Annotated in this window: 22 protein-coding genes; 12 read left to right on the forward strand and 10 right to left on the reverse strand. The window is 66.5% G+C overall.

Annotation, left to right across the window (positions count from 1 at the left end; genetic code table 11):
* Positions 1-299: 299 nt before the first annotated feature.
* Positions 300-1,778 carry a sialidase family protein gene (locus ACX5I6_RS19355; protein ID WP_461841535.1) on the forward strand — a complete coding sequence of 493 codons (1,479 nt, stop codon included), beginning with the start codon at positions 300-302 and terminating at the stop codon, positions 1,776-1,778.
* An 82-nt stretch (positions 1,779-1,860) separates the two neighbouring features.
* Here the strand turns inward: ACX5I6_RS19355 and ACX5I6_RS19360 are convergent, their stop codons facing one another.
* Positions 1,861-2,814 carry a plastocyanin/azurin family copper-binding protein gene (locus ACX5I6_RS19360; protein ID WP_461841536.1) on the reverse strand — a complete coding sequence of 318 codons (954 nt, stop codon included), beginning with the start codon at positions 2,812-2,814 and terminating at the stop codon, positions 1,861-1,863.
* A 501-nt stretch (positions 2,815-3,315) separates the two neighbouring features.
* Between ACX5I6_RS19360 and ACX5I6_RS19365 the strand changes: the two genes are divergently transcribed.
* Positions 3,316-3,750, forward strand: coding sequence for a YdeI/OmpD-associated family protein (locus ACX5I6_RS19365; RefSeq protein ID WP_461841537.1), 435 nt, complete (start codon positions 3,316-3,318; stop codon positions 3,748-3,750).
* Positions 3,751-3,894: 144 nt separating this feature from the next.
* Here the strand turns inward: ACX5I6_RS19365 and ACX5I6_RS19370 are convergent, their stop codons facing one another.
* Positions 3,895-4,098 (reverse strand): cold-shock protein, encoded by a 204-nt coding sequence (locus ACX5I6_RS19370; RefSeq protein WP_009372930.1) that lies wholly within the window; start codon positions 4,096-4,098, stop codon positions 3,895-3,897.
* Between the two features lie 353 nt (positions 4,099-4,451).
* Here ACX5I6_RS19370 and ACX5I6_RS19375 point away from each other — a divergent pair, with 353 nt between their 5' ends.
* The 3 genes from ACX5I6_RS19375 to ACX5I6_RS19385 are packed head-to-tail and all read left to right on the forward strand — an operon-like array spanning position 4,452 to position 6,910.
* Entirely contained in the window at positions 4,452-4,853 is a 402-nt protein-coding gene (locus ACX5I6_RS19375; RefSeq protein WP_461841538.1) for a TfoX/Sxy family protein, read from the forward strand.
* Between the two features lie 2 nt (positions 4,854-4,855).
* Positions 4,856-6,121: a flavin-containing monooxygenase gene (locus ACX5I6_RS19380; protein WP_461841539.1), complete on the forward strand. Its 1,266-nt coding sequence runs from the start codon at positions 4,856-4,858 to the stop codon at positions 6,119-6,121.
* Positions 6,122-6,145: 24 nt separating this feature from the next.
* Positions 6,146-6,910 carry an alpha/beta fold hydrolase gene (locus tag ACX5I6_RS19385; RefSeq protein WP_461841540.1) on the forward strand — a complete coding sequence of 255 codons (765 nt, stop codon included), beginning with the start codon at positions 6,146-6,148 and terminating at the stop codon, positions 6,908-6,910.
* Between the two features lie 3 nt (positions 6,911-6,913).
* Here the strand turns inward: ACX5I6_RS19385 and ACX5I6_RS19390 are convergent, their stop codons facing one another.
* Positions 6,914-7,618: a hypothetical protein gene (locus ACX5I6_RS19390; RefSeq protein ID WP_461841541.1), complete on the reverse strand. Its 705-nt coding sequence runs from the start codon at positions 7,616-7,618 to the stop codon at positions 6,914-6,916.
* 254 nt (positions 7,619-7,872) lie between these two features.
* Here ACX5I6_RS19390 and ACX5I6_RS19395 point away from each other — a divergent pair, with 254 nt between their 5' ends.
* A complete protein-coding gene (locus tag ACX5I6_RS19395) occupies positions 7,873-8,556 on the forward strand; it encodes a response regulator (RefSeq protein WP_461841542.1) in 684 nt (227 codons plus the stop codon).
* A gap of 35 nt (positions 8,557-8,591) precedes the next feature.
* On the opposite strand, the gene ACX5I6_RS19400 is transcribed toward ACX5I6_RS19395, so the two are convergent.
* The 3 genes from ACX5I6_RS19400 to ACX5I6_RS19410 form a co-directional block, all read right to left on the reverse strand.
* Positions 8,592-10,268 (reverse strand): GAF domain-containing sensor histidine kinase, encoded by a 1,677-nt coding sequence (locus tag ACX5I6_RS19400; protein WP_461841543.1) that lies wholly within the window; start codon positions 10,266-10,268, stop codon positions 8,592-8,594.
* Positions 10,269-10,363: 95 nt separating this feature from the next.
* The gene (gene mgtA, locus ACX5I6_RS19405; protein WP_461841544.1) at positions 10,364-13,108 is read right to left on the reverse strand and encodes a magnesium-translocating P-type ATPase; all 2,745 of its coding nucleotides are present in this window, start codon (positions 13,106-13,108) and stop codon (positions 10,364-10,366) included.
* A 108-nt stretch (positions 13,109-13,216) separates the two neighbouring features.
* The gene (locus ACX5I6_RS19410; RefSeq protein WP_461841545.1) at positions 13,217-13,924 is read right to left on the reverse strand and encodes a hypothetical protein; all 708 of its coding nucleotides are present in this window, start codon (positions 13,922-13,924) and stop codon (positions 13,217-13,219) included.
* Between the two features lie 202 nt (positions 13,925-14,126).
* Here ACX5I6_RS19410 and ACX5I6_RS19415 point away from each other — a divergent pair, with 202 nt between their 5' ends.
* Together ACX5I6_RS19415 and ACX5I6_RS19420 are read left to right on the forward strand one after the other, a co-directional pair.
* Positions 14,127-15,716, forward strand: a complete 1,590-nt coding sequence (locus ACX5I6_RS19415; RefSeq protein ID WP_461841546.1) for an alkaline phosphatase D family protein — start codon at positions 14,127-14,129, stop codon at positions 15,714-15,716.
* 128 nt (positions 15,717-15,844) lie between these two features.
* Positions 15,845-16,573: a hemerythrin domain-containing protein gene (locus ACX5I6_RS19420; RefSeq protein ID WP_461841547.1), complete on the forward strand. Its 729-nt coding sequence runs from the start codon at positions 15,845-15,847 to the stop codon at positions 16,571-16,573.
* Positions 16,574-16,666: 93 nt separating this feature from the next.
* Here ACX5I6_RS19420 and ACX5I6_RS19425 read toward each other — a convergent pair whose 3' ends face one another.
* The 4 genes from ACX5I6_RS19425 to ACX5I6_RS19440 all read right to left on the reverse strand — a co-directional run bounded on the left by ACX5I6_RS19425 (position 16,667) and on the right by ACX5I6_RS19440 (position 20,498).
* Entirely contained in the window at positions 16,667-17,509 is an 843-nt protein-coding gene (locus ACX5I6_RS19425) for an esterase/lipase family protein (RefSeq protein ID WP_461841548.1), read from the reverse strand.
* 419 nt (positions 17,510-17,928) lie between these two features.
* Positions 17,929-18,972: an AAA family ATPase gene (locus ACX5I6_RS19430; protein WP_461841549.1), complete on the reverse strand. Its 1,044-nt coding sequence runs from the start codon at positions 18,970-18,972 to the stop codon at positions 17,929-17,931.
* 167 nt (positions 18,973-19,139) lie between these two features.
* The gene (locus ACX5I6_RS19435) at positions 19,140-19,451 is read right to left on the reverse strand and encodes a putative quinol monooxygenase (RefSeq protein WP_461841550.1); all 312 of its coding nucleotides are present in this window, start codon (positions 19,449-19,451) and stop codon (positions 19,140-19,142) included.
* Between the two features lie 12 nt (positions 19,452-19,463).
* Positions 19,464-20,498, reverse strand: coding sequence for a LacI family DNA-binding transcriptional regulator (locus tag ACX5I6_RS19440; RefSeq protein ID WP_461841551.1), 1,035 nt, complete (start codon positions 20,496-20,498; stop codon positions 19,464-19,466).
* Positions 20,499-20,734: 236 nt separating this feature from the next.
* On the opposite strand from ACX5I6_RS19440, the gene ACX5I6_RS19445 reads away from it, so the two are divergent.
* From ACX5I6_RS19445 to ACX5I6_RS19460, 4 genes are all read left to right on the forward strand, one after another.
* A complete protein-coding gene (locus ACX5I6_RS19445) occupies positions 20,735-22,087 on the forward strand; it encodes an NAD(P)H-dependent oxidoreductase (RefSeq protein ID WP_461841552.1) in 1,353 nt (450 codons plus the stop codon).
* A 45-nt stretch (positions 22,088-22,132) separates the two neighbouring features.
* Complete coding sequence (locus tag ACX5I6_RS19450; RefSeq protein ID WP_461841553.1) at positions 22,133-23,167, forward strand: DctP family TRAP transporter solute-binding subunit; 1,035 nt, start codon at positions 22,133-22,135, stop codon at positions 23,165-23,167.
* A gap of 78 nt (positions 23,168-23,245) precedes the next feature.
* Positions 23,246-25,165, forward strand: a complete 1,920-nt coding sequence (locus ACX5I6_RS19455) for a TRAP transporter large permease (protein ID WP_461841554.1) — start codon at positions 23,246-23,248, stop codon at positions 25,163-25,165.
* 5 nt (positions 25,166-25,170) lie between these two features.
* Positions 25,171-26,079 carry an NAD(P)-dependent oxidoreductase gene (locus ACX5I6_RS19460; protein ID WP_461841555.1) on the forward strand — a complete coding sequence of 303 codons (909 nt, stop codon included), beginning with the start codon at positions 25,171-25,173 and terminating at the stop codon, positions 26,077-26,079.
* Positions 26,080-26,091 lie beyond the last annotated feature (12 nt).

Here is a 26,091-nt window from a genome sequence, read left to right on the forward strand (position 1 = left end):
GTGGTGGACAAGCGTATGGTCCTCTTTACTGCATGGACAAGCGGCGTCGCCGAATCCACGGCCTTCCGCACACCGATCCGCTGCGGGCACGGAACCAGGGCCCGACGGACCTTGTGGCTCCCTTCCACGAACAGCGGCCGCATCCAGTCCCGGCTCAACGGCCTTCACGGCAGCGCCGATTTTGTGCCGTCATGCCGGGCGTTCGATGACTCCGAAAGTTAGCCCTTAGGAACTCATCGGCCCTCCACGGCCCCTTCGGCCGTCGCCGCACCAGACCCTTCCCAGGTAGGAGAACTCCAGTGATCCACAAATACGCGCGCGGAGCCGCATTGCTCACCATGCTGCCGGCAGCGCTCATGCTTAACATGAGCGGAGCCGCCGCCGCGACTCTCACACCCCTGACGGTTCCGAGCGGAACCAGTCCATTCGCAACTTGCACGGAAGGCTCTGCGCCCGGCGCCGTGAACTACACGAACGCCGAGGTCGAGCCGTGGGTCGCCGTCAATCCGCAACGTTCCAACAACATCATCGGCGTGTGGCAGCAGGACCGCTGGTCCGACGGCGGATCTCGCGGCCTCGTGGCCGGATACTCCACGAACGGGGGCAAGACCTGGAGTGAGGCAGCACAGCCGTTCTCGGCGTGCGCCGCCGGCGGGCCCTCCCGCTACGACCGCGCGTCCGACCCCTGGGTCTCAATCGGACCCGACGGCACAGCATATTCGGTATCCATCTCCTTCCGAGGGGTCGGTTACGACAATGCCGTTCTCGCCTCGACCTCCCGCGACGGCGGAGCAACATGGAGCCCGCCGAAATCCTTGGTTGAAGACCTCGGGTCGGCCCAGTTCTTCAATGACAAGGAGTCGGTCACGGCCGACCCCGTGATTCCAGGAACGGCCTACGCAGTGTGGGATCGCCTTGTATCACCGACCGACAATCCGCGGTCAGCGGCCCATGCTGCCGCGTACACGGGACCCACGCTCTTCTCCAAGACCACAGACGCGGGCGTCACCTGGAGCGCCCCGACAGCCATCGTTCCCACCGGAAACAAACAGCAGACCATCGGCAACCAGATCGTGATCGGCCCGGACGGGACACTGTACAACTTCTTCGACCTCATCCTGGGCACCGGCCAAAACGGTATTGACAAGCTGCACGGGCTGAATGTGGCCTACACCAAGTCGACTGACGGTGGCAGCACCTGGACGGCCCCGCAGGTTATCGCGAAGTTGAACTCTGTTGGGGTGACCGATCCCAATACGGGCGCGGCCGTCCGGACTGGCGATATCATCCCGGAACCTGCCGTCGATCCCGCCACCGGGCAACTATACGTCGTGTGGCAGGATTCGCGGTTCAATGGCGGCCACTACGACGAAGTCGCGATTTCGACGTCGACTGACGGCGGCGTGACCTGGAGCGCACCGCAGCGGGCCAACACTCCCCATGGCGTCCCGGCCTTCACCCCCAGCGTTCGCGTCGCCGGCGGGAACGTCGGGGTGGCATACTACGACTTCCGGAGCCTCACCGCCGGGAACACGAGTACGCTGCCAACGGACTACTGGTTCACTTCGTCCCCCGTGGGATCCCTTGCCCTCGGCGGCGAGACACACGTGCACGGCCCATCCGACATGATGACGGCGCCCTCGTCCCGTGGGTTCTTCGTAGGTGACTACGCAGGACTGGCTGCCATCGGTTCATCCTTCGCATCGCTGTCCATACGGGCCAACGACGCAAACACCCTCAACCGGACCGACGCGGTCTTCACTGTGGTCACACGGTAGGCGATGGGACTGCACTGACAGCCAAGACGCCGATGGTCCGGCCGGAGCCTCCGCTTCGGCCGGACCATCGCCGCAGTTGGTGTCAGTCGACTACCCTCACCTGGCCCATCATGCCCATGAAGTCATGGAGTGCGCAGATGTACTTGAACGTTCCCGCTGCGTTGAAGGTCACCGAGAACTCACCGCCCGGCAGAATGATGCCGGAGTTGAGGTCGCCACCGGTGAAGTTCGACGGCGTTCCGGACGGAGCGAAGATATTCGCCGGTTCCGTGCCGAAGGTGACCGTGTGGGGTGCGCCCATTCCGGTGTTGGCAAACACGACGGTATCGCCGACATGCACCGTTACGCTGGGCCGGACGAAGCGCATGACCATTGCAACGCCGTCGTCACCGCCTGCCATGACCCGGTGGTTGCTGGCTTGTTGGGCCAGCGAGGCGTCAAGCTGGCGTCCGTCGCGAAGGATGGCCCGCGCCTGCGCCAGGGATGCCTTGTTGTAGTCAGCCTGGCTGTATGGGTAATCCGTGCCCTGCTCGCGGACGTGGACCGTCCCCTTCATCATCCGGCCGTGGACAAGGCAGTAGTAGGTGAAGTCGCCCTCGCGCGGGAAGGTCAGGCTGTAGCTTGTCGTGGCAGGGAATCCCGGCACTTCCACGTTCGAAAGAAGGCCGGAATTGTAGTACGAGTGCCCGTCGTAGCTGTCCCCTCCGCGCTTCAGCAGATCGTCGGGGTTGAACGGATTGAAATCCTGCAGCACCTGGCCTGCGGCCAAGAACGTTACTGTGTGGATCTCGGCGGCGTTTGCCGCCCAGTTGATGGTGTCGTGCTCGTTGATGAAGATCTCCGAAGGGAGGAAGGACATCCCCTGGATTTCCTGGTCGCGGGACTCGGAGCCCACTTGGACCTGCCAGGTCCGATGCCCTCCACCGTCGGCCGATGCCGGACCGGCCGCGGCCAGTGAGGCCAGCAGCGCAACAGCGAAGGCGACAATAAATGCGAGTTTGTTGAATCTTGTTGTGTTTCCCCGGTTTTGCTTCATGGCAACGCTCTCTTGAACGGTATTCGGCTCAAGGCCGATGCAGCGGTGGCCGGTTCAACTCAACCCACGGGCCAAACGGGCCACTGATTCTGGAGTAATAGGGTGCCGGACGCCCGGGCTGGGGAGCACGGGCTCCGGTTCCGGCGCGACAATACGCCGGACATGCACCACCCCAACTGGTGTCGCAGAGGTTGAATATTGGTTGTCCACGCGCCGCCGCCATGGCTTGCCACGCGGCAGAGGCCCGCACCTTTTAGATTGCTCCTTCAACCGAACTTTGTCGAGAAGGGAAACCTTCGGCGGATGGGGGTTCCAGCAGGGACTCCCATCGCTGCCGCACGGTTGCCGGGAATCAGCCGAGAGCTTGGGCGTCCCGGACCCGGCCGTGGGCGCACTGACAGAAGTCTTGAAGTCCTGGATATTGATGGCCGCGGCGGCGTGGTCCATGCTGAACTTGTTCCCCGCAGCATTCCCTGCCCGCAAGCCTGACAGGAGCCAGCCTTGAAGTTCACAACCATCCTCCAGCTCGACGGCGCCACCGCCACCGGAATCCGCGTCCCCGACGACGTGGTCGCCGCCCTCGGCGGAGGCAAGCGTTTCCCCGTCCAGGTCACGATCAACGGTGTTGAATACCCGAGTACGGTGGCCACCATGAAGGGCGAACCCAAGGTCCCGGTGAGCTCGGAGATCCGGAAGCTCGCCGGCATCAAGGCCGGCGATGAGGTCACGGTGGAGCTCATCCCGGACGACAAGCCGCGCTCGGTGGATGTTCCTGAGGACCTGGCCGCCGCCCTCGCTGCGAATGTTGCCGCGGCCGAACGTTTCCAGTCCCTCTCCTACAGCAACCAGCGGCGCCATGTGCTCGCGGTAACCGGCGCACGCACCGAGGAAACGCGCTCCCGCAGGATTGCAGCGGTCCTCACCGAACTCGGATAACCCACTGCGGCCCCGCGAACAGCGGACGCGGCCGGGCGATCTGCGCAGGCACATAGATTTCGCACAGCCGGGTTAACAAAAGCAGGGCCTGCCGGTGACGGCAAGCCCTGCTTGGAAACCTAACGGTCCCGGAACCCTAAGAAATTAGAGAGCCTGGATGTTGGTGGCCTGGGGACCCTTGGGGCCCTGCTCGGTGTCGAAGGAAACCTTCTGGTTCTCTTCGAGGGAGCGGAAGCCGTTGGAGTTGATCGCGGAGTAGTGCGCGAAAACATCCTGCGAGGAGTCGTCCGGGGAGATGAAGCCGAAGCCCTTTTCAGCGTTAAACCATTTGACGGTACCAGTAGCCATTATTTTTGTCCTTCGTGAAGGTGGAGGGAAAATCCCGACTTTCGGGCCCTCCGGTGTGGGGTGTTCAAAAACCGCTACTTCAGAAGAACACGGACTTTCGACCGCGCGTACTGCCTGAACTACCAACTGCATAAACACAACAACAGGTTCAACACTACAGGAGATTCGGCCCACGCCTAATTAAGCAGGGGCCACCGCCGTGCGCCGTCATCCGGCACCGGACTGTTGCCGGAATGTCCCGGAGCGTTGGGCCGGCCGGAACGGAGGACAGCCGCCCCTCGCCCACTGTTCCAAACAGGCATATCCTGCATCCATATCAGCTGACAACCACGCTGCCACCGGGAGGTCACGCCATGGAAATGCCCAAAGCGACGGAGGAAGAAAAGGAACGCTTCCGGCGCCTTGTGCCGGACCATCCGGGCGTGGTGGTGAAGCCGATGTTCGGCAACCTCGGCGCGTTCGTCAACGGCAACATGTTCGCGGGCTTGTTCGGTTCCACCATCGGGCTGAAGCTCTCCCGCGAGGACAAAGAACTGTTGGAGTCCTCCGAGCGGACAGTGCCCTTCGGGCCCGCGGAGCGGCCCATGGGCGGCTACACCGGGCTGCCTGACGTCTGGAACGAAGAGGGCGACGGCGACGACACCCGGGCGCGTGCCTGGGCCGGGAAAGCCCTGGACTACGTGGCCACCCTGCCGCCAAAGGAACCCAAAACCCGGGCGCCCCGGACCGGCGGCCGCGGGACAGCGGCGCGGTAGCCGTGTCCGCCTCCGCAGTTCCCCGGCAGGACACCAACACCCTGGTGGTGGGCGCGGGCCAGGCTGGCCTGGCCACCAGCTACTGGCTGGCGCAGCGCGGCGTAGAACACAGAATCCTGGAGCAGCGGCCCGCCCTCGGCGGCGCCTGGCAGGACCGGTGGGACTCCTTCTACCTGAACACGCCGAACTTCTCCGTCGATCTGCCGGGCTCCCCCTATGCAGGGCCGGACCCGGACGGGTTCCTGACCAAGGAAGCCACCATCGGGTTCTTCCGCGGCTACGCCAGGGACATCCAGGCTCCGGTGGAACTGGACACCAGGGTTACCCGGATCACCCCGACGGAAGAGGGCTTCACCGTCCTCACGGGCCAAGGCACCTGGACAGCCCGGAATGTGGTGCTCGCCAGCGGCGCGTTCCAGCGCCCACGGATCCCTGCCGCCGCCGTCGGCATCTCCCCGGAGGTCCTGCAGCTGCACAGCCATGACTACCGCAACCCGGACCAACTGCCGCCCGGGGCGGTCCTGGTGGTGGGGACGGGGCAGTCCGGCGGGCAGATCACGGAGGACCTGCTCGACGCCGGCCGGACCGTGCACCTGTCGGTGTCGTCCTGCCCGGAGGCGCCGCGCCGTTACCGCGGCCAGGACATCTTCCACTGGATCCGGGAGGTGAACGTCCATGGCCCCGACTACGGCATCAACGCGCTGCTGGTGGACCAGTTGCCCTCCCCCTCCGGGCGGTTCCTGTGCAACCCGTTGCTGTCCGGCACCGGGGGCGGACACAGCGTCCGGCTGCGCGGACTGGGCCGGCGCGGGGTCCGGCTGCACGGCCGGTTCGAGAGGGTCGACGACGGCGTCCCCGTCTTCACCGACGACCTCGCCCAGCGCCTGGCCGCCGCGGAGGCGGGGTTCAGCCAGCGGTTCAAGAAGCTCTTTGACGCCTACATCGACGCCGCGGGGATCGACGCCCCCGAGGCCGAGCCGGCGGAACCGGACAGCTGGCAGCCCGACGGGCCCGGTTCCCGGCTGGACCTCCGGGAGGAAGGAGTCACCTCCATCATCTGGTCCACCGGGTATGGGCTGGACTTCAGCATGCTGGACCTTCCGCTCCTGGACGAGTGGAACTACCCCCGCCACAGCAAAGGCGTGACGGAGCACCCGGGGCTTTACGCCGTCGGGCTTCCCTGGCTCACCCGGCATATTTCGGCCACCTTGGTGGGCGTGGGCCCGGACGCCGAGTACGTGACTGAACACCTGGCAGCGCGGGGCTGACCGGCACCCAACGGAGGTCAAGTTGTGAAACCGTTCCGCGTGATCCTGCTTCCCGGAAGCGTCCTCCCCGCCGGCCCGGCCTATGACGGCCTGCTGGAAGCCCTCGGCCCGGACGCGGACGCGATCGCCAAGGACCTCGAACTGTATGCCGGCGACGCCCCGCCGCCGGGTTGGACCCTGGACACCGAAGCGGACGGGGTGCTGCGCGAGGCCGACTCCCGTGGCTGGGACACCTTCCACCTGGTGGGCTATTCCGGCGGCGGCGCGGCGGCCCTGGCGCTCACTGCCTCCCATCCCGGCCGGGTCCGCAGCCTGGCCCTGCTGGAGCCGGCTTGGGCAGGCAACTGGGATTGGAGCCCGGCGCACACCGAGTTGTGGAAACGCTATGGCGAACTCAGCGGCCTGCCGCAGGACGAGTTCCTGCCGGCCTTCATGAAGCTCCAAGTGAAGCCCGACGCCGTCCTGCCGCCTCCGCCGCCGGGCCCGCCACCGCCGTGGATGGCCAAGCGGCCGGCCGGAATCAGCGCCTTCCTGCACGAGTTCGGCACCTACGACCTGGACCGCGGCAGCCTGGCCGCCTTCGCGAAACCGGTGCTGTTCGTGCTGGGCGGCATGAGCAGCCCGGACGAGCAGGGCGACAACGCGGAGAGGCTGTCCCGGGTCTTCCGCGATTACCGGCTGGAAGTGTTTCCGGGGCGCCATCACTTCGACCCGCCGCACCGCGCGGAGCCTGGGCGGGTAGCCGGGCTGCTCCGCGCCCACTGGGGCCGGGCCGAAAATGCCGGTTGAGCCTTACCCTGCCGAAGGCCCGGGCCTGTGCGCCTTCTGCCGTCCGTCGCGGTGGGCGAGGTAGGCGTAGACCATCAAGGCGAGCCCTGCCAGGATCATGACCGCCGGGAACGCGAAGTCCAACGGGATGAGCACCGCCGCGGACTGAAGGATGAAGATTGCGCCCATGGCGGCGAGGATGCCGGCCGGGACCAGCGGCCACTTCATCCGCTCCGCCTGATTGCCGGCAGGGCCGCCTTCATGGACCGGAACCAGGGACAGCACCCCAAACGTGGCCGCCAGGCCCAGGAACAGCACGGCGGCGGTGGGGGTGCCCTGCATTGCCTGCGGCAGGGCCACAATTGCTGCCAGGGTGAACATGACCCCGGACGGAGTGAGCGCCCACCAGTTGGCCCGCTCCCGCAGGTAGACGGCCGCGAATCCAGCGCCCATGAAGAGGAACAGGAACGCCGCGCCCCAGGCACCGTCCGTCAGTTGGGTCGCGACGATGACGGCCGCCAGGCCAAGGAAAACCGAGCCGGGGATGGCGGCCCACCAGTTTTCCCGGCGCCGCACGAACAGGGCGGCGAACAGGACCCCCACCGCCGCGAATATCAGTGGTGCCACAAAGGCCCCGCTGTCCGTGACGCCGAGCCGGTCCAGCAGCAACAGCCCACCCAGCGCGATCAGGACTATGCCTGCGATGATGCTCGCGTTTGTCGATTTCACGGTACGCCTCCCGGGTACGGCAGGCGGCCGGGAACCGCTCTGCCTAATTCAGGCTAGGGCGGGATCCTCGGCGCCCAACAGGGCACAAAGCCCCCGCCTCCCGCCTTGTTGATCCGTGCAGCAACTGGCTACGGACTTTGGACCCTGCCAGCCTGGGAAGGTGCTGCGGGATGATTGTTTGAGGTTCCTTCCACCAGGGGCGGCTGAGTCAAACCGGCGGCCGGGAAGGGCCACGAGCCGACGAGAGCATTCAGATGGAAACACCCGCAGCACCCCGGGATGTGTTCCGGCCCCCCGCGTCCGCGCGGATCTTCATCCTCAACGACCACGAACCGGTGCGGAGGAGCCTTCGGGACCTGCTCGAAAATGACGGCTTCGCTGTGGCCGGTGAGAGCGGTTCGGCTGCAGAGGCACGCCGCCTCATCCCCAGCCTTAGCCCGGACCTGGCCGTCTTGGACGACAGGCTGCCGGACGGTACCGGGATAGAGGTCTGCCGGGACCTCCGCGCCACGGCCCCGGCGGTGAAATCCCTGATCCTGACCAGCTGGGACGAACAGCATGCGGCACGGGCAGCCGTCCTGGCAGGCGCGTCCGGGTACCTCCTCAAACAGGTAAGGGACCATAGGGAACTGCTGAACCGTATCCGCAGCGCCGCCGCCGGGGACCCCTTGTTCACCCCTGAAATCAGGGACCGGGTTGCCGAAAGCCTCTACGCCGCGTCGTCTGCCTTGTGGTTGAAGAGCCTCACCGATATGGAACGGAAGGTGCTCGCCTTCATGGCGCGGGGGCTGACGAACCGGCAGATCGGGCAGGAAATGCGGCTAACAGAGGACGCCGTCATTGCCAGTGTGTCCTCTGTCCTGCAGAAACTGGGTTTCCGGCGCCGGAACCCGCTGGTCCCGGTTCCCATCCCCCGGGCCTGGGACGTGGTGTCCTGACGGCCCGCAAACGGCGACCGTCACACCGGCGCCCCTCAGACCGTGGTGGGGACCGTCCAGGTCACCCTCGTACCCTCGCCGGGAGTGCTGTCGATAACGCAACTGCCGCCCAGGCGGGCTGCACGGATTTTCATGTTCTCCAGCCCGCTGACCCGTCCGGGATTCTCGAAGCCCCGCCCATGGTCGCGCACGGTCAGGACAACCTCGCTGTCCAGGGCGGCCAGCACCACATGGATATCCTCCGATCCTGAATGCCGCACCGCGTTGCTGACGCTTTCGGTCAGCACCGGAAGCAGCTGCTCGGCGATGTCGTCGCCCACCAGGTCAACGGGTCCGGAAAGCTGGACCCTCGGCAGGAAGCCGGCGGCATTGGCAGCCTCCAGGACGGCGCGGAGGACGCGGCCGCTCAGGAGCTCCCGGTCAGGCTGCCGGGCCTGAAGCGAATAGATGGTGTCACGGAGCTGGTGGATGCAGTCGTCCAGCTCGGCGGTGATGCCCGCAATGCGGCGTTCATGGGCATCCGGGTCAGAGGTGTAGCGCCGCAGGCTTTGGATGCTGAGTCCGGCAGCGAACAGCCGCTGGATGACCAGGTCGTGCAGGTCCGCCGCAATCCGTTCCCGGTCGATGAACAGTGCGTGTTCTTCCCGCAGCTGGTTCGCTTTGAGGAGTTCAAGCGTCAGCCCTATCCGTGAGGCGAACACCGCGCTCTGTTCAACGTCCAGGTCCGTATAACGTGCTCCGCCGGCTGAACGGGCCAGGATCAGCACGCTGTCGCGCTCGCCGTCCGTGTCGCTGCCCAGGGCGGCCACCAGGACCGGACCAAGTTTTTCCCCCGACGCCGGCTCAAACACCTGGCGGGGATCGGTCAGGGTCTTGGACTGCCTCGACGCAAGCACTTGGGCAACCACGGGTGATGCGGGCAGTTCCTGCCCGGCTGGTACCGACTGGACGCCCATGGAGGTCCGGCACCGCAGGGTCCCGTCATCGGCAACTGACGCAACCAGGGACAAAGCCGAGGCCGAGGCGTGTATTGCCGCCTCGGCGATCATTTCCAAGTTCTCCGTATCGGACCGCGGGTTGGCCTTCAGCCGGTCGCTGACTTCCATCCCTGCCTCCAGCCAGCGCTGGCGGCTGCTGCTGTCCTCGTACAGGCGCGCGTTCTGGATCGCCACGCCCGCGGCTGAGGCGAGGGCAACGGCCAGGTCCTCGTCCTCTGCGGTGAAGTCCTGGCCGTCGATTTTCTCGGTCAGGTAGAGGTTTCCGAAGACGGTGTCCCGGACGCGCACCGGAACGCCAAGGAAGGTCTTCATGGGCGGGTGGTTGGCCGGGAAGCCGACAGCCATCGGATGCTCGCCCAGGTCATGGAGCCGCAAGGGCTTGGGTTCGCGGATCAGCTGCCCAAGAACGCCGTGGCCGGTGGGGAGGTCACCAATGACGCGGATGCCGTCGTCGTCAATGCCGACGGTGATGAAGTGGCTGAGCTGCTGGTCGTCGCCGATGACGCCCAGCGCTCCGTAGCGCGCGCCGACGAGTTCGCAGGCGGATTGCACCACCCGGTCAAGGACCGCTTCGAGGCTGAGGTCTTCCGCGAGGGACACCACCGCACCGAGGAGGCCCTCCACATGCTCCTGTGTCCGCACCAGCTCGTCTGCCCGGTCCACGAACTCGCGGAGGAGTTCGCGGGTCCGCCGCCTGATAGGTTCACGCCACACGATAAGACACCTCGGTCGGTTGACCAGCATGATCCACGGCGGGCTTCATCGCCCTGAATCCGGGTAAGACAGTCCAAGACCCTCTCCATGCCATGCTAACCCCCGGACCGCCGCACCGGACCCTGGCCAGGGGAAATTGGTTGGACCCGGTGCCGGCGCCCGCCGGGAGGCCGGATTCCTGCCGGGCCGGCCGTGATCCGGGGGACCTTGACGGGGATGCTGAAGCGGAAGGCGCGGCGGGCGATGTGGTGGGTGTCCGCCCGGCGCCGGACCGGGACAGTTGGCACCTGCTGGGCGGCGCGGGCGAAGAACCATGCCTTGGCGATCTCCACCAGCACCAGGTACAGGACGATCATGCCCAGCAGCGCAAGGAAGAATGGGACGGGCAGGGGGTCGAACCCGAGCACCCCCTGCAGCGGAGACAGTGGCAGGAGGATGCCCAACGCCACCACGCCCAGGGACGCCGTGATCAACCCGGCGGATGGCCGGCTCCGCACGAACGGCACGCGCCGGGTGCGGATGGCGAAGATGATCAGGGTCTGGGTGGCGATGGACTCGATGAACCAGCCGGCCCGGAACTCCCCCGGTACGGCATCGAACACGAACAGCATCAGGGCAAACGTGGCGAAGTCGAACAGCGAACTGATGGGCCCGAAGAGGAACATGAACCGGCGGATGAAGGCGATGTTCCAGTGCGAGGGGGCGCGGAGCTGTTCCTTGTCCACGCGGTCGCCCGGGATGGCCAGCTGGCCGCTGTCATACAGCAGGTTGTTGAGCAGGATCTGCCCGGGGAGCATGGGCAGGAAGCTCAGCACCACGGACGCGACGGCGGCGCTGAACATGTTGCCGAAGTTGCTGGAGGTGCCCATCAGGACATATTTGATGGTGTTCGCGAAGATCCGCCGGCCCTCCATCACCCCTTCGGCCAGGACGCCGAGGTCCTTGTCCAGGAGGACGACGTCGGCCGCGTCCTTGGCGACGTCCGTGGCACTGTCCACGGAGATGCCGATGTCCGCCTTGTGCAGGGCGAGGGCATCGTTGACGCCGTCGCCCATGAACCCGACGGACCCGCCGCTTTGGCGCAGCAAGGCGATGATGCGGGCTTTTTGCTCGGGCGATACCCGGGCGAAGATGGTGGCCGTGCGGGCGGAGGCGGCAAGGTCGGCGTCGGACAGGGCGTCGATGTCCGCCCCGGTGAGGGTGCCGCCCGAGATGACGTCCAGGTCGGCGCAGACCTTCTCGGCCACCTTGGCGTTGTCACCCGTGGCGATCTTAACCGAGATGCCCAGTTCCTCCAGCCGGTCCAACGATTGCCGGGCGTTGGCCTTGGGCCGGTCCAGGAACACCAGGAAGCCTGCCAGGGTGAGGCCGCGTTCATCGGCCGCGGTCAGCGTGCCCTGCCCGTCGGCCTGGCGGGTGGCGACGGCGACGACCCTGGATCCGGCGTCGAACTGTTCATCCAGCAGGGCCTGCACGGCCGGCGCGACCGGACCGCACAGGGCGAGGACGTCCTCGGGGGCGCCCTTGGTGACCAGTTGCGGCGGCCCGCCGGCGTCCCGCACCAGCACGGTGGTGCGGCGGCGCTGGTGGTCGAAGCCGATCATGTCCAGCCGCTCGTAACGGCCGGGATCGAACCCGGAGGCGCCGGGGCTGTCCCACAGGGCGGCGTCCAGCGGGTTTTGCCCGGCGGAGGTGAGCTTCGCCTCGGTGTAGTCCGCCTCGGTGGCCAGCAGGCCCAGGGTGAGCAGGGCGTCGCCGGGCAGCTCCGCCGTGGCCGGGAGGGCGGCCGCGAAGCTGATTTTCCCTTCCGTGAGGGTGCCGGTCTTGTCCGTGACCAGGATGTCCATGTCCCCCAGGTCCTCGATGCACACCAGCCGCTTGACCAGGACCTTCCGCTTCGCGAGCTGGCGGGTGCCGGTGGCCAGGGAGGTGCTGACGACGGCGGGGAGCAGCTGCGGCGTGATGCCCACCGCGATGGCCAGGGAGAACAACAGCGATTCGATCAGAGGGCGCTGCAGCAGCAGGTTGGCGATGAAGATGAGCGTGGTGAGCCCGATGGCCACCTGGAGCAGCAGGAAGGAGAACCGTTTGAGGCCCAGCTGGAATTCGGTTTGCGGCTGCCGTTCGCCCAGGCCCAGGGCGATCCGGCCGAATTCGGCCCGGCCGCCGGTGGCCACCACCACGCCGGTGCAGTTGCCGGACTGGATGACGGTGCCCATGAACGCGCAGGAGGAGAGGTCCGCCAGTGCCGCGCCGGCCTGCACGGCGGCGGGGTTCTTGGCGGCGGGCAGGGACTCCCCTGTCAGGATGCTTTCGTCGCAGAGGAGGTTGCCGGTGGCCAGGAGGCGGATGTCCGCCGGGATGATGGCGCCCAGGGAGAGGTGGACGACGTCGCCTGGCACCAGTGCGGTGACGTCCACTTCCGTGGTGGCTCCGTCGCGGAGCACCACGGCACGGTGGGTAACGCGGTCGTGCAGGGCCTCGGACGCGCGCTCGGCCCGGAACTCGTTGGTGAATCCGAGGCCCACGCTGACCAGGAGGATCACGCCGATGACGATCGAGTTGGTGGCGTCCCCCAGGAAAAGGGACAGCCCGGCGGTGATGAGCAGGAGGATCAGGATGGGGCTGGCGAACTGGCGGCCCAGCACGGCCCAGCCGTTGGCCCGGTGGGTGCGGACGGCGTTGGGCCCGATCTCCGCCTGGCGCCGTTCAGCTTCTTCGCCGGTGAGCCCGCCCGGACCGGACCCGAGCCGTGCGAGCGCCTGGTCCGCAGTCAGGCCGGCTGCCTCGGTAATGGGCAGCAGGAGGGATGTCCGTTCCTGCACATTCAGCTCTGGCATGTAGGTCCGTTCGCACACTTAAGGAGTGGATGGATCCAAGAGTACGACGCCGGACCGACAGTGGCGCTGCACCTGCTCCCTTGCCTTCAAGCAGTGGGCCCGACAGCGCTACTTGAGGCTGAGGACCTCATCGATGGGGCGGCCGTTGACGAACACCTGCGCGCTGGTGGCACCGGAGGCGGCCATGGCGGTGTACTCCAGTTGGGCCTTCGCCCGCGGGATGTCGCACACGCCGCCCAGCATGAACTGCCCGGTCAGCCAGATGGTGATGGTGCTCCCGTCGAGCTCACCGGCAACATAGGTAAGGCTCGACTGGTACAGCACGTTGATCAGCCCGGACATCCCCACGTCACGGCTCCTGTTCGCGAGCAGGGTCCCGACGCTGGGACCCACCTGGTCGGTGAAGCGGACGGGGCCGGTGGTGGTGGCCACCAGGCTGTCCCCGCAGCCGATCTTGGGACCGGACACGCCGTTGTCGCCCACGGCCACGTAGTAGATGGTCAGCGGGCCCACCTGCTCCGGGAGGCCGGTTGGGCCGGGTTCCTGCGTAGCCGTCGGGCTGGCAGGGGCGGACGACGGCGGCGCGGCAGCGGTAGTGCCCGGCGCGGGTGCCGTCGTGGCCGGCGTTGTGGTGGGGGCCGTGGAGGTTGGCGCGGCGGAAGGGCTTGCCGTGGCACTCGAGGTGGGGGCCGTCGTCGTACTTGGTGCCGCGGAACTGGTGCTGGGGGACGGGGCCGGCGGGCCAAAGCACCCTGTCAGCATGATCGTGGCGCTAAGCCCCAAAACACTGAGAACCGAAAGCCCGGCCTTGGCCATGATGCCCCCTACTAACGCGGTTCCCGCAGTCGCAGGATCCACTGTTGACGGTACTCCCGGGGGTTACTCCAGAACAGGGACTAAAGTCCGGCGGCTCCTTCCGAGATCCGCCCGAACTAGCTGTCATTTCTTGTCATGCCGTTAACCAGCCATTCATATGCTCCTAAAATCCTGTACAAGGGCTGGAAATACGGTGGGAGCCATGGACAACATTTCCCGCCGATCCCTTATCTCCGCCGGCCTCGGGGCCGGCCTGGTCGCCGCATTGCCGGGTGCCGCCGTCGCCGTTTCCACCGCGGACGACGCCGGACTCCGCACCGACCCCTTCATGCTCGGCATCGCGTCGGGCGAGCCCTGGCCGGACGGCTTCGTCCTGTGGACCCGGCTGGCCGTCAACCCGGTAGCGGAGGACGGGCTGGGCGGCATGCCGTCCCGGCCGGTGGCCGTGCAATGGGAGGTTGCCGAGGACGCAGGCATGCGCAGCGTGGTGGCCCGCGGCGTGGAGCAGGCCAGGATCGAGACCGCACACTCGGTGCATGTGGAGCTGCGGGGCCTGAAGCCGGGCCGCGAATACTTCTACCGGTTCCGCACCGGCAAGCACGTCAGCCCGGTGGGACGGACCCTCACCAGCCCGGCCCTGCACGAGACGCCGGCCGCACTGGCCATGGCGTTCGCCAGCTGCGCGCAGTACGAACACGGCTACTTCACCGCGTACCGGCGCCTGGCGGAGGACCACCCGGACCTGGTGCTGCACCTGGGCGACTACCTGTACGAGTACAAAAAGGACAGCTACGTGATCGGCGGCGGCAACCCGCGCGACCACGAGGGCCCGGAGACGGTGTCGCTGGCAAGCTACCGCCAGCGGCACGCACAGTACAAGGCCGATGGCGATCTCCAGGCTGCGCATGCCGCCGCGCCGTGGCTGGTGGTCTGGGATGACCACGAGGTGGACAACAACTGGGCGGACGACGTTCCGGAGAACAAGGACGCCGGCCAACTCAATGACAGCGTGGAGCATTTCCGCCAGCGCCGGGCCGCCGCGTTCCAGGCGTACTACGAGAACATGCCGCTGCGCCCGTCCTCGCTGCCGGCCGGACCGGATATGAAGATCTACCGCCGGGTCCAGTGGGGCCAGCTCGCCAACTTCCACATGATGGACACCAGGCAGTACCGGGACGACCAGCTGGCAGGCGACGGCTGGCAGAAGAATGTGGCCGGGCGGCTTGCCGAGGACCGGACCATCACCGGCGCCGAGCAGGAGAAGTGGTTGCTGGACGGGTTCCGCAGTTCCACCCAGCGCTGGGACATCCTGGGCCAGCAGGTCTTCTTCGCGGAGCGCGACCGGAACAAGGCACCGGACATCGACGACGTTTCCATGGACGGCTGGGACGGGTACGCGGCCTCCCGCCGCCGCATCACCCAGGGGTGGGTGGACGCGAACGTCCGCAACGCCGTCGTCCTCACCGGCGACGTGCACCGCAACTGGGCCAACGACGTCAAGGTGGACTACAAGGACCCCGCCTCCCCCGTGGTGGGCTCGGAACTCGTGTGCACCTCAATCACCTCCACCGGCGACGGCACCGGCTCCACGACGGATGCCACCATGGCCTGGAACCCGCACCTGAAGTTCTACAACGACAACCGCGGCTACGTGGCCACCCGCATCACCAGGGACGCGATCACCGCGGACTTCCGGGTGCTGGACCACGTGACCACGCCCGGGGCACCGGTGTCCACGAAGGCCTCCTTCGAAATCCGCGACGGCGTTCCGGGGCTGCAGGCGCGGGCCTGACGGGTCCCAAATTACGCCGTCGCCGTCCGGAAGCCTGTTGCGATGCTCATTGTGTGCGCCGGGGCGCGGGGCTACGATTCTCGCGGGGAGAGGTCCTTAGTCTCGCGAGACTGGAAAGGGCCACGCACATGACCGACTTCTTCACCATGCAGCCCGGCGAGACCGCAGCTCCGCTGCCGCCCGGACCGGTGCTTTGTACCGGGACGGCCGCCATGCGCCGCATCCACCGCTTCTTCCTCTGGGCCTACGGCGAGGCACCGGGACTGGTGCGCTCCGCTGCCGCCGGCGACACTGCCCGGGCAGCCTACGTGGGCGAAGTGCTGGGCAACTTCGACAAGGTACTGCATATCCACCACGAAGGCGAAGACCTCCTGATGTACCCGCAGCTGAAGGAGCGGGCACCGGCATGCGCATTGCATGTGGGGCAGATGCTAGAGCAGCACCGGCAGGTCACGCAGAGGCTGCAGGCCATTGAGCCGGTCCGGCTGCGCTGGATGCGGACGGCGGATGAGGAGTCCGGCGCGGAACTCGCGGCCCGCTATGAAGACCTGTCCGGCGTCCTCAATGTACATCTGCGCCGCGAGGTCACGGAGATGATGCCGGTTGCGGACAGGGTGATGACGGAGAAGGAGGCTGCCGCGGTGGGGCAGCATGGGATCCAGGAACTCGACAAGAAATTCCTGGTGGGCTACCTCGGCATGGTGCTTGCGACGAATCCGCCGGAAGACCAGGTTGAACTGTTCAAGGAAATCCCCGCACCCGTCCGGCTTGCCTACAAGCTGGTGGGGCGGCGGATGTACCGGAAACAGTACGCCGCGCTCTTTCCGGGACGACGGGCCATTCCCCCAACGCTTTAGGCCTCTTGGCCGGGCACGACGGCGGGCGGGCGGCGCGGGTGCCGGCCGCCCGCCGTCGTCAATTGCTTCAAGGGTCAGGCGTTGCTTCAGGGGTTAGAGGCAAACGGGCTGGAACGCCGGGTCTGCGGGGCCGGACGGCTGGCCCAGGGCGTTGCCCACGAGCTGGTGGACCACGGGATCATTGGGCGTTTGGTCGTGTTCGATGACGTCCGCGGGGCACTTGTCCTGGATGGTGATGTTGGTGACCTGCCGCGCCGAACCGCTGAGGTACTGGCTGTTGTACGGGATGACCACCTCGTCGTGCGTGGTGGAGATGACCGTGTAGGCAGGACCGGCCACGGTATCGCCGATGGAGTTGAGTTCCTGCATGAACGGCGAGCCTGCCTGCTGGTCGGCGCAGGCAGCGCAGCCGGCGGCCGTGTAGTCGGGAGTGGGAACCAGGTCCGGCGGCGGGAGGATCACGCCTTTGGTGCCGTGGTTGGACGGGGCGATGCCGACGAGCTGGTGGACGTACTTGGCGCCGCCGAGGAACCCCATGTAGTAACGGGGCATCATGCCGCCCTGGCTGTGGCCCACCAGGTCCACCTGCTTGGCGCCCGTGGCGGAGCGGACGGCGTCAACGAACGGTGCGAGTTCCTTGGCGGAATCCTTGACCGGAGCTGTGGCGTACACACCGTTGGTGGCGCCGTAGTTGAGGGCGAAGACGCAGTAGCCCTGGCTCTTGAGGTAGGGCGACATGGTGGACCAGTTCTTCTCCATGCTCTCGAACGTGCCGGGAACAAGGATGACCGGATACGGATGCTCTGCAGATGGCTTGCAGGTCCAGTCGTTGGCGCCCGGCGGGGAAACATCGACGGCCTGGGCAGGGACTGCCACCAGGGAGGAGGCAAGGACAGCGGCTGCTGCAACGGACAGGGCCCGGGTTAGGAATGACATGGAAACCTCTTTGTTCGTCTGTCTGCGGGGCGCCGGGCCTCATGGTTTTGGGGGACCCATGAGGACCGGCTGAGGTTTTCCATGCTTGCAGCGATGCTGTTCCTGCACAGCGGAACTGCACGGATGTGCGGCCAAAATCCCGTCCCCGCAGCGCGGCCGCGCAGGCCGGATGTGACCCGCGGCACAGGTATTGTTACTGGTGAGTAGCTATTTTTGGTTCTCGCGCGGCGTGGACGGGCTCCCAGAGGTGCCTGCACAAATGTGCAGTTTTGCCGCTGGCGCCGAGCTCGCCGGAGCGGTGTCCGGGTCGCCGGAACGTTCCGGCGAGGTCGCACCGCTCCGGCGGGTTCGCGCCGCTCCGGCGATTTCGAGGGCTGGCGGAATAAGGGCTGGCGGAATCAGGACCGGCGTAGACAGAGTCAGGCCAGCAGCCAGCGCTTCCAGCGTGGCTGCTCGGGTGGCGGCGCCGGTTCGGGTTCCGGCTCCGGCTCCTCGCCCAAGGCCATCGCGGCCTGGACGAGGTCGTCAGCGGTGAGCGTCATGACGGCCTCCCGGTCGAGCGCGTCGAGGCTCTGTTCCTCGTCCAGGGAGAGCCGCAGCGCCTGCCGGTTGAGCGCCTGCTCGAACAGCGTGCGGGCGAACCGTGCGTTGCCGGAGTCTTCACCGGCGTGGAGCCCGGTGAAGATGCGGCGCAGCATCTGGTCCGCATCCGGTTCCAGGATGTACTCGTGCTGGGCCAGCATCTGGCTGAAGATGGCCAGGAGCGCGTCCACGGAATAGTCCGGGAACGTGATCTCGCGGGCGAACCGGGAGCGCAGCCCTGGGTTGGAGAGCAGGAAGGCCTCCATCAGCCGCGGGTACCCGGCCACGATCACCACCAGGCGGTGGCGGTGGTCCTCCATGCGTTTGAGCAGGACCTCGATGGCTTCCGGGCCGAAGTCCATCCGGCCGTCCTCCGGGGCCAGCGCATAGGCCTCGTCGATGAACAGGACGCCGTCCAGCGCACGCCGGATCACCCGGTCCGTCTTGATCGCGGTCTGGCCGACGTATTGCCCCACCAGGCCCGAACGGTCCACCTCGACCAGGTGGCCCTTCTGCAGCAGGCCCACCGCCCGGTACATCTCGGCCAGGAGCCTGGCCACGGTGGTCTTGCCCGTGCCGGGGTTTCCGAGGAACACCAGGTGCTGTGAAGTGGCTACTTCCGGCAGGCCGTGCGCCTTACGCCGTGCCTGGACCTGGAGCAGTGCGACCAGGGCCCGCACCTGTTCCTTGACGGTTTCCAGTCCCACCAGCGCGTCGAGCTCGGCCTGCAGCTCGGAGAGCGGCCGCGCGGGCCCGGGCCTGGCACCCATGAGGTCGCCGACGAGGTCGTCGACGCGTTCCGAACCGGGCAGCTTGAGTTGATCGGCGAGGTGGCCGATGGTTTCACGCAGGTCTTCGAGCGGATTGCGGCTGAGAGCCATGGCTCCACTGTAGACCTCCATTGCCGCACGTGGTCGGCCTGGCGCCACCAGTTCCAGGGCTGAGACCGCCGGAAAGGTGCCGGCTCGCCGTCCCTTTCCGGCGTCCCGGCATCCTTCCGGCGATTCGAGGGCTCGCGGTTTCGAAGAGGCCCTACCACCGATGACGGTCAGAGCTCTCCTTGGTGCTCCGTTCCGGCGGGCATCGGGGTCAGCCTGGTGACGTCCACCGGCTCCTGCAGGAGGCCCTCAAGTGAAGCGTTCAGCCGCGCGACGGCTTCTCCCGCGCCGTGTGCGTCCAGCAGTTCGGCCGAGTCCCATCTTTCGATCATGACGATCTGGCCGTTGGGGGCCTCATGGATGGCGTAGAGCTGGCAGCCCGGCTCCTTGTGCACCTCGGCGATGGCAGGGGCAAGGGCTGAGGCAACGGCGTCGAAGGCTCCGTCCTTGGGCGTGAAGACGGCGGTGACGATGACGGTCATGGTGGGTATTCCTTATCTGGTTGGGGTGAGCACGACTGGTGAGCAGCTGTTGCGCGGAACAAAGTCCGCTTTGACCTCGATGGTCCGCTGACCGTCGGGCAACTTGCCCTGCATCCGCCCCAGCACCAGTTCCAGGGAATGAAGCGCGAGCATGCCGATGGGCTGCCGGATGATGCTGAGCGGCGGGCTGGTCAGCTCGGTCCAGGGACTGTCGTCAAAGACGATGACCGAAAGGTCGTTGGGGATGCGGGTGCCCGTCTGGACCAAGCGCCGGACGGCACTCTGGACCTGGGCGGTGTTGGCCACGATGATCCCGGTGGGACGGTCCGGCAGCGCCAGCAGGGACCCCACAGCGTCGCCCCCTCCGTCACCGCGGAACGGCACATCCCGGATCAGCTGCGGGTCCACCGTGACGGAGCAGCTGTCGTGGGCGGCCTGGTACCCCTGGATCCTGGACCGTCCCGTGGACGTGCTGACAGGCCCGGTAATCAACCCGATCCGGGTGTGCCCCAGGCTGAGCATGTATTCGGTGGCACGACGGGCCGAGTCCACGTTTTCGATGCTCACAACGTCAACGTCCGCCAGCTCCGGAATGGTGCGGTCGACGAAGACGACATTGACGCCCAGGGACTGCAGGCGCGCCCACTTTTCAACGTTCGCTCCGGTGGGCGTGGCAATCACGCCGCCCACGGACCGGTCAAGGAGCGTGTCCAGGGAGTCCGCTTCAAGGTGCGGATCTTCCTGCGTGGTCATGACCACCACCTGGACTCCATGGCTGCGCGCCTCCCAGACAATCCTGTCCGCCAGCTGGGCGAAGAAAGGGTTGGCCAGGTCGGCCACCACCAGCCCCACGGTGGGGGCATGGCCCACGCTCAGTTCACGGGCGGCGGCACGCGGCCGGTAACCGAGATCCTCGATGACCCTGAGCACCATGTCCCGCTTGGCCGGTGCCACCGGGCCCGACTCCGGGTTCAGGACCCGGGACACCACGGAAACCGACACTCCCGCGGCGGACGCGACGTCGCGGATTGTTGGAGCCTTCTTCACTTCTCCTCCTCATTGAAGGTTCTACCCGATCGCCGGCATCGAAAGTTCGCCGTCATGAAAGGCGCCCAAAATCGCGTTTTCGTTGTGACCGTTGACACAGCCTAGCACCCGCTGGTACAAAAGTGGAACCGGTTCCACTCCGGCCCTCGAATTCACATCCCGCGACAAAGAAGTTGCCCCACCCGTGCGGTGGAGGTGCTTCCCGGACGCGGAAAAGCCAATCAGAAAGATCCCCCATGAACCTTCACAAGCTCCTCAGCGACCGCGAGCAGCAGGGCCGTCCCATCCGAGTGGGACTCATCGGTGCCGGCAGGTACGGCACCATGTACCTCGCCCAGGCGAACAACATCCCCGGGATCCATGTGGTGGCCATCGCCGACATCAACGTCAAGCGCGCCGAAGGAGCCTTCGAACTGGTCGGCTGGCCCAGGAACCAGATCGCACCGGACATCGCCACCGCCCTCCGCGACCGAAGCACAGCGATCATTGCGAACGCGGACGAGCTGTTCGACGTCGACATCGACGTCATCGTTGAAGCCACCGGCAACCCGATCGTGGGGGTGAAGCATGCGTTGCGGGCCATCGAGACGAAGAAGCACATCATCATGGTGACCGTTGAAGCCGACGCCCTGGCCGGGCCGGCACTGGCCCGCCGTGCGGAGGCCGCCGGCGTGGTGTACTCCATGGCCTACGGTGACCAGCCGGCCCTGATCATGGAACTCGTTGACTGGGCGAGGACCAGCGGCTTCGACGTTGTCTGCGCCGGCAAGGGCGCCAAGTACCTTGAGCACTACCACGAGATGAACCCGGACAACGTATGGGAAAACTGGGAATTCTCGAAGGAACTCACCGACTCCGGCCAGCTGAACCCGTACATGCACACCTCGTTCCGGGACGGCACCAAGGCGTCCATCGAGATGGCCGCCGTCGCCAACGGTGCCGGGCTGGTCCCGTCAGATAACGGGCTGAGTTTCACCCCTGGCGACGTCGAGCAGATCGCCACGGTCTGCCGGCCAAGCGATGTGGGCGGTTCCCTCGCCCACGAAGGCAGCGTCGACGTCATGTCCAGCGTCAACCGCGACGGCAGCTGGATCAGCCACAACACCCAAGAGGGCGTCTTCGTGGTGGTGAAGGCAACGAACGGATATGTTTCCGGTTGCTTCACCGAATACCCCTGGCACCCGGACCCCACCGGCCAGTACGCGGCCCTGTACCGGCCGTACCACTACGTCGGCCTGGAACTCAACGTCTCCATCGCCAACGCCGCCCTCCGCGGCATTGCCACCGGCTCGCCGGTGGGATTCTTCGGCGACGTGGTGGCAACGGCCAAGAAGGACCTCAGGGCCGGCGAGTTCCTCGACGGCGAAGGCGGCTACACCGTCTGGGGCAAGCTCGTGTCCGCCAGGCACTCGGTGGAAACCGGGGCACTGCCCGTAGCACTCGCCCACCACGTGGAACTGCGCAATGACATCGCCAAGGGCGCAATCGTGGGCTGGGACGACGTCATCATGGACGACTCCCTGGCCCAGGCCCTGGAACTGCGCCGGGAAACCGAAGCGCTTGTCACCGAATCTGCACTCACCGCCTGACCGGCCCGTTTTGCACTGACTCCTTCCAACGAAGAAAGGCTTCACATGAATTCGAAATTCCGCGCCCTCACCGGAGCGCTGGCCTGCACCCTCGCCGCGTCCCTCCTGGCCGGTTGCGCCTCCGGCACGGCCGGCGGGACCGGCGGCGCAGCCCCAGCGAAGATCCAGCTCTCCATCCCCGATCCCATCGACTCGTCCGTTGGCGTTTCGGCCCAGCACTTTGCAGACCAGGTCAAGAAGACCTCCAACGGGTCCGTCCAGGTCACCGTGGTTCCCAACGGAACAAGCTTCAGCGGCGACCAGAACGCGGCCGTGACCCGCCTGCAGGGTGGTTCCCTGGACGCCCTGATCCTGTCAACGTCGGTATACGCCTCCGTGGTGCCGGAAATGAACGGCATCAGCATCCCGTACCTGTTCAAGGACACCACCCAGGAGGCGGCCTTCCTAAACGGCAAGCCGGGCCAGGTCTTGAAGGACAAGCTGGCCCAGAAGGACACGGTGGCGCTCAGTTTCATGACCAGGACGGGCCGGGTGATCACCAACTCGGTGCGCCCCATCCAGCAGCCGTCCGATCTGAAGGGCATGAAGATCCGTGTCCCCGGCAACCCGCTGTGGACTGACTACTTTGGATCCCTCGGTGCGAGTCCCACCACCATGGCGTTCTCCGAGGTCTTCACCGGCCTGCAGACCGGGACCATCAACGGGCAGGAAAACCCGATCGAGGTGCCCTGGACCAACAAGTTCTCCGAGGTGCAGAAGTACGTGTCCCTGACCAACCACATCAATGACGCGTGGGTCCTGGCCCTGTCATCGAAGAAGTGGGGCACGCTCTCGGACGACCAAAAGAAGGCCCTCACCGATGCCTCGGCTGAGACGGCCACGTTCAAGACCGGCTACGACGCAGAGCAGTCCAAGAAGCAGCTGGACGACCTGAAGGCCAAGGGCATGCAGGCCAACGAGCTCAGCGCCTCCGCCATCGAGGAATTCAAGACCGCGTCCAAGGGCCTGTACCCGAAGTTCTCCGAGCTGATCGGCAAGGACTTCTTCGACCAGGCGATTGCCTTCACCGCCTCCAACTAACCGCAAGCAGGTGCCGGGGCGTACTGCCCCGGCACCCATGCGCCGCATCCGCTCTCAACGTCGACAGTCTGGAAGAACATGAAACGCACCCTCCCTCCCGCGGAACTCGAGGAGGTCCTCCCCTCTGATGCGGAGGAGATCCTGCACCACGGTCACGTCCCGCCGCGCTGGAGCGGTGCCGTGTGGTTCGACAAGGTCCTCGAAGGCACCGTTGGCGCGGCGATCATCGCCGAGCTCCTGGTCATCCTGCTGAACATCATGGTCCGGCTGGTCACGGGCGATTCCGTGCTCTGGACCCAGGAAGTGTCGGAGATCGCGCTCCTGACCATCGCCTTCATCGGCGGCGCGATCGCCTATCCCAAGGGTGCGCACATGTCAGTCCAGGCGCTCATCATGCGGCTGCCGGCCACCTGGAAGCCATACCTTGCGGCGCTGGTCGACTGCCTGGTCTTCGTCATGAGCGCGGGATCGTTTGCCCTCTACGTCCCCACCCTGGTCCAGCAGATCGAAGAGAAAACCCCCATCCTCCAGCTGCCCGTGTTCTGGGTGTCCCTTCCCTTCTCGGCGGGGATGGTCCTCATCGCCTGGTTCGCCCTGGTCAAGCTGAAGCGGCAGGAGCTGCGTCCCGTGTTCGTGGCGGCCGGCATCACCGCGGTACTCATTGCCTTGGTGGTCCTCAGCCAGCCGCTCTTCTACTACGTGTCTCCCAATCTTCTCCTCGGCGTCGTCCTTGCGGTGCTGTTCATCCTGCTCTTCCTGGGCCTTCCCATCGCCTTCGTCCTGGCCCTGGCCTCCGGGATCTACCTCTACCTCGGCGGCATCTCGGACGTCAGCGCCATCCCCATCGGCATGGCCTCCGGCGCCAAGGGCTTCGTGCTTCTCGCCATCCCGTTCTTCATCCTCGCCGGGACAGTGATGAACTCCGCCGGGCTGACGCTCCCCCTGGCCAAACTCGTTGACGCCCTCATCGGGCACCTGCGTGGCGGCCTGCTTCAGGTGGTGGTCGTGACGATGTACATTTTCTCCGGCATCTCGGGTTCCAAGGTGGCCGACGTTGCCGCCGTCGGCACCACCATGCGGAACATGCTCGAAGAGCGCAAATACCCCCGCGGCGAGGTGGTGGCGGTCCTGTCGGCCTCCGCCATCATGGGCGAAACCATCCCGCCGAGCATCGTCCTGCTCGTCCTTGGATCCATCACCACCATCTCCACCACCACCCTCTTCCTGGCCGGATTCCTGCCGGCGGCTTTCCTGGCCCTTGTGGTGATGGCGCTTGTGTTCGTCCGTGCCCGTAAACAGGGCGGCGTGGCCAGCACGAAGGCAACGTGGCGGACCCGCGGCTCGGCCACCTTCTTCGCGATTCCCACGCTGCTGCTTCCGGTGGGCATGGTGGCCGGGATCCTGAGCGGCTTCGCGACCCCCACCGAGGTGTCCTCCGTCGCCGTCGCGTACGCCTTCATCCTGGCCGCCGCCTACCGCCGCGGCAGCAAGCGTCTGCTGGGTGACACGTTGCGGGAAACCACCACGACGGCGGGCATGGTGCTGTTCATCATCGCCGCCGCCTCGCCCCTGGCGCAGACGCTCGCCCTTGCCGGCGTCTCCCAGCAGATCCACGACCTGATGTCCAGCCTGGGTGATTCGCCGGTCCTCTTCATGCTCTTCACGGTGGTGCTGCTCATCATCATGGGCCAGCTGCTCGAGGGCCTGCCGGCCGTCCTGATCTTCGCTCCCCTGCTGCTGCCCATCGCCACCAGCTTCGGCGTCAACCCCGTGCAGTACGCCATGGTGCTGATCATCTCGATGGGCATCGGCTCCTTCGCGCCACCGGCCGGCGTCGGCTTCTATGTAGCCTGCGCCACCGGACACGAAACCGTCGAGAAGAGCCTCAAGCACTTCTGGCCCTACCTCATCGCGGTGTTCATCGGCCTGCTCGTCCTCGCGGCCGTGCCGTGGTTCAGCACCTTCCTCCCCGCCCTCGCCGGCCTCATCCCCTTCTAGAGAACATGACCACATTGACCGTTGAGCAACAGCAGCCGCCCGCCATCCACGGGTCCGTGGCCCTCCTGGGCACCGGACCGATGGGGGCGCCCATCGCACGGAACATCCTGGCCGGCGGGGTCCCGCTGGCACTGTGGAACAGGACACCGGACAAGGCCCGAGCCATTGCCGGTGGCAACATCGCGGCCTCCCCCGCCGGAGCCGCCCGGGACATTGTCCTGACGGTTCTGCCGGACCTGCCGCAGGTCGAGGCCCTGCTGGCGGGCGACGACGGGCTGCTGGCGGGGTGGCAGCGCGCCGGCACCGAGCAGCCCATCCTCGTGATCCACGGGACGGTCTCGCCCGTGGCCGTAGCGGCGTTCGGTGAGAAGTGCCGGACGAACTGGGGCGTGACGGTGGTTGACGCGCCGCTGAGCGGCGGAACCATCGGTGCGGCGGAGGGCCGGCTCAGCATCATGGCCGGCGGTCCCCGGGAGGCCTTCGAACGCTGCGTCCCGCTGTTTGGGTTGTACGGCACCAAAGTGGCGTGGTTCGGGGAAACCGGAGCCGGATCAACCGTCAAGGCCTGCAACCAGATCGTGGTTGCCGCCACCGTGACAGCGCTGGCCGAGGCCATGGCCCTGGCTGCGGCGTCAGGCCTGGACCTGGCGGACGTGCAGTCCGTCCTTGCGGGCGGCCTGGCCAACTCGGAGGTACTGGCCCAAAAGGGACAGCGCTTCATCGACCAGGATTTCGACGGCGGCGGCTCGGCAAAGAACCAGCTGAAAGACCTCAACTTCATCGCCGAGACGGCCGGGGCTTCGGGCGTGAAACTCCCGTTGGCAGGCTGCCTGCGGGGCGTCTTCGAAAAGATGGACGCGGCAGGCGACGGCGACCTGGACCACACGGGGATCTACAGGACGATCCGTCCATAGTGTTGCGCCTGC

The sequence above is a fragment of the Arthrobacter sp. MMS24-T111 genome, assembly GCF_054888995.1.

Excerpts from the sequence above, each read along its gene's own strand:
- ACX5I6_RS19360 (WP_461841536.1), bottom strand. The coding sequence starts at position 2,814 with ATGAAGCAAAACCGGGGAAACACAACAAGATTCAACAAACTCGCATTT.
- ACX5I6_RS19410 (WP_461841545.1), bottom strand. The coding sequence starts at position 13,924 with ATGGCCAAGGCCGGGCTTTCGGTTCTCAGTGTTTTGGGGCTTAGCGCC.
- ACX5I6_RS19415 (WP_461841546.1), top strand. The coding sequence starts at position 14,127 with ATGGACAACATTTCCCGCCGATCCCTTATCTCCGCCGGCCTCGGGGCC.
- mgtA (WP_461841544.1), bottom strand. The coding sequence starts at position 13,108 with ATGCCAGAGCTGAATGTGCAGGAACGGACATCCCTCCTGCTGCCCATT.
- ACX5I6_RS19375 (WP_461841538.1), top strand. The coding sequence starts at position 4,452 with ATGGAAATGCCCAAAGCGACGGAGGAAGAAAAGGAACGCTTCCGGCGC.
- ACX5I6_RS19425 (WP_461841548.1), bottom strand. The coding sequence starts at position 17,509 with ATGTCATTCCTAACCCGGGCCCTGTCCGTTGCAGCAGCCGCTGTCCTT.
- ACX5I6_RS19460 (WP_461841555.1), top strand. The coding sequence starts at position 25,171 with ATGACCACATTGACCGTTGAGCAACAGCAGCCGCCCGCCATCCACGGG.
- ACX5I6_RS19435 (WP_461841550.1), bottom strand. The coding sequence starts at position 19,451 with ATGACCGTCATCGTCACCGCCGTCTTCACGCCCAAGGACGGAGCCTTC.
- ACX5I6_RS19455 (WP_461841554.1), top strand. The coding sequence starts at position 23,246 with ATGAAACGCACCCTCCCTCCCGCGGAACTCGAGGAGGTCCTCCCCTCT.
- ACX5I6_RS19445 (WP_461841552.1), top strand. The coding sequence starts at position 20,735 with ATGAACCTTCACAAGCTCCTCAGCGACCGCGAGCAGCAGGGCCGTCCC.
- ACX5I6_RS19420 (WP_461841547.1), top strand. The coding sequence starts at position 15,845 with ATGACCGACTTCTTCACCATGCAGCCCGGCGAGACCGCAGCTCCGCTG.
- ACX5I6_RS19430 (WP_461841549.1), bottom strand. The coding sequence starts at position 18,972 with ATGGCTCTCAGCCGCAATCCGCTCGAAGACCTGCGTGAAACCATCGGC.
- ACX5I6_RS19395 (WP_461841542.1), top strand. The coding sequence starts at position 7,873 with ATGGAAACACCCGCAGCACCCCGGGATGTGTTCCGGCCCCCCGCGTCC.
- ACX5I6_RS19450 (WP_461841553.1), top strand. The coding sequence starts at position 22,133 with ATGAATTCGAAATTCCGCGCCCTCACCGGAGCGCTGGCCTGCACCCTC.
- ACX5I6_RS19370 (WP_009372930.1), bottom strand. The coding sequence starts at position 4,098 with ATGGCTACTGGTACCGTCAAATGGTTTAACGCTGAAAAGGGCTTCGGC.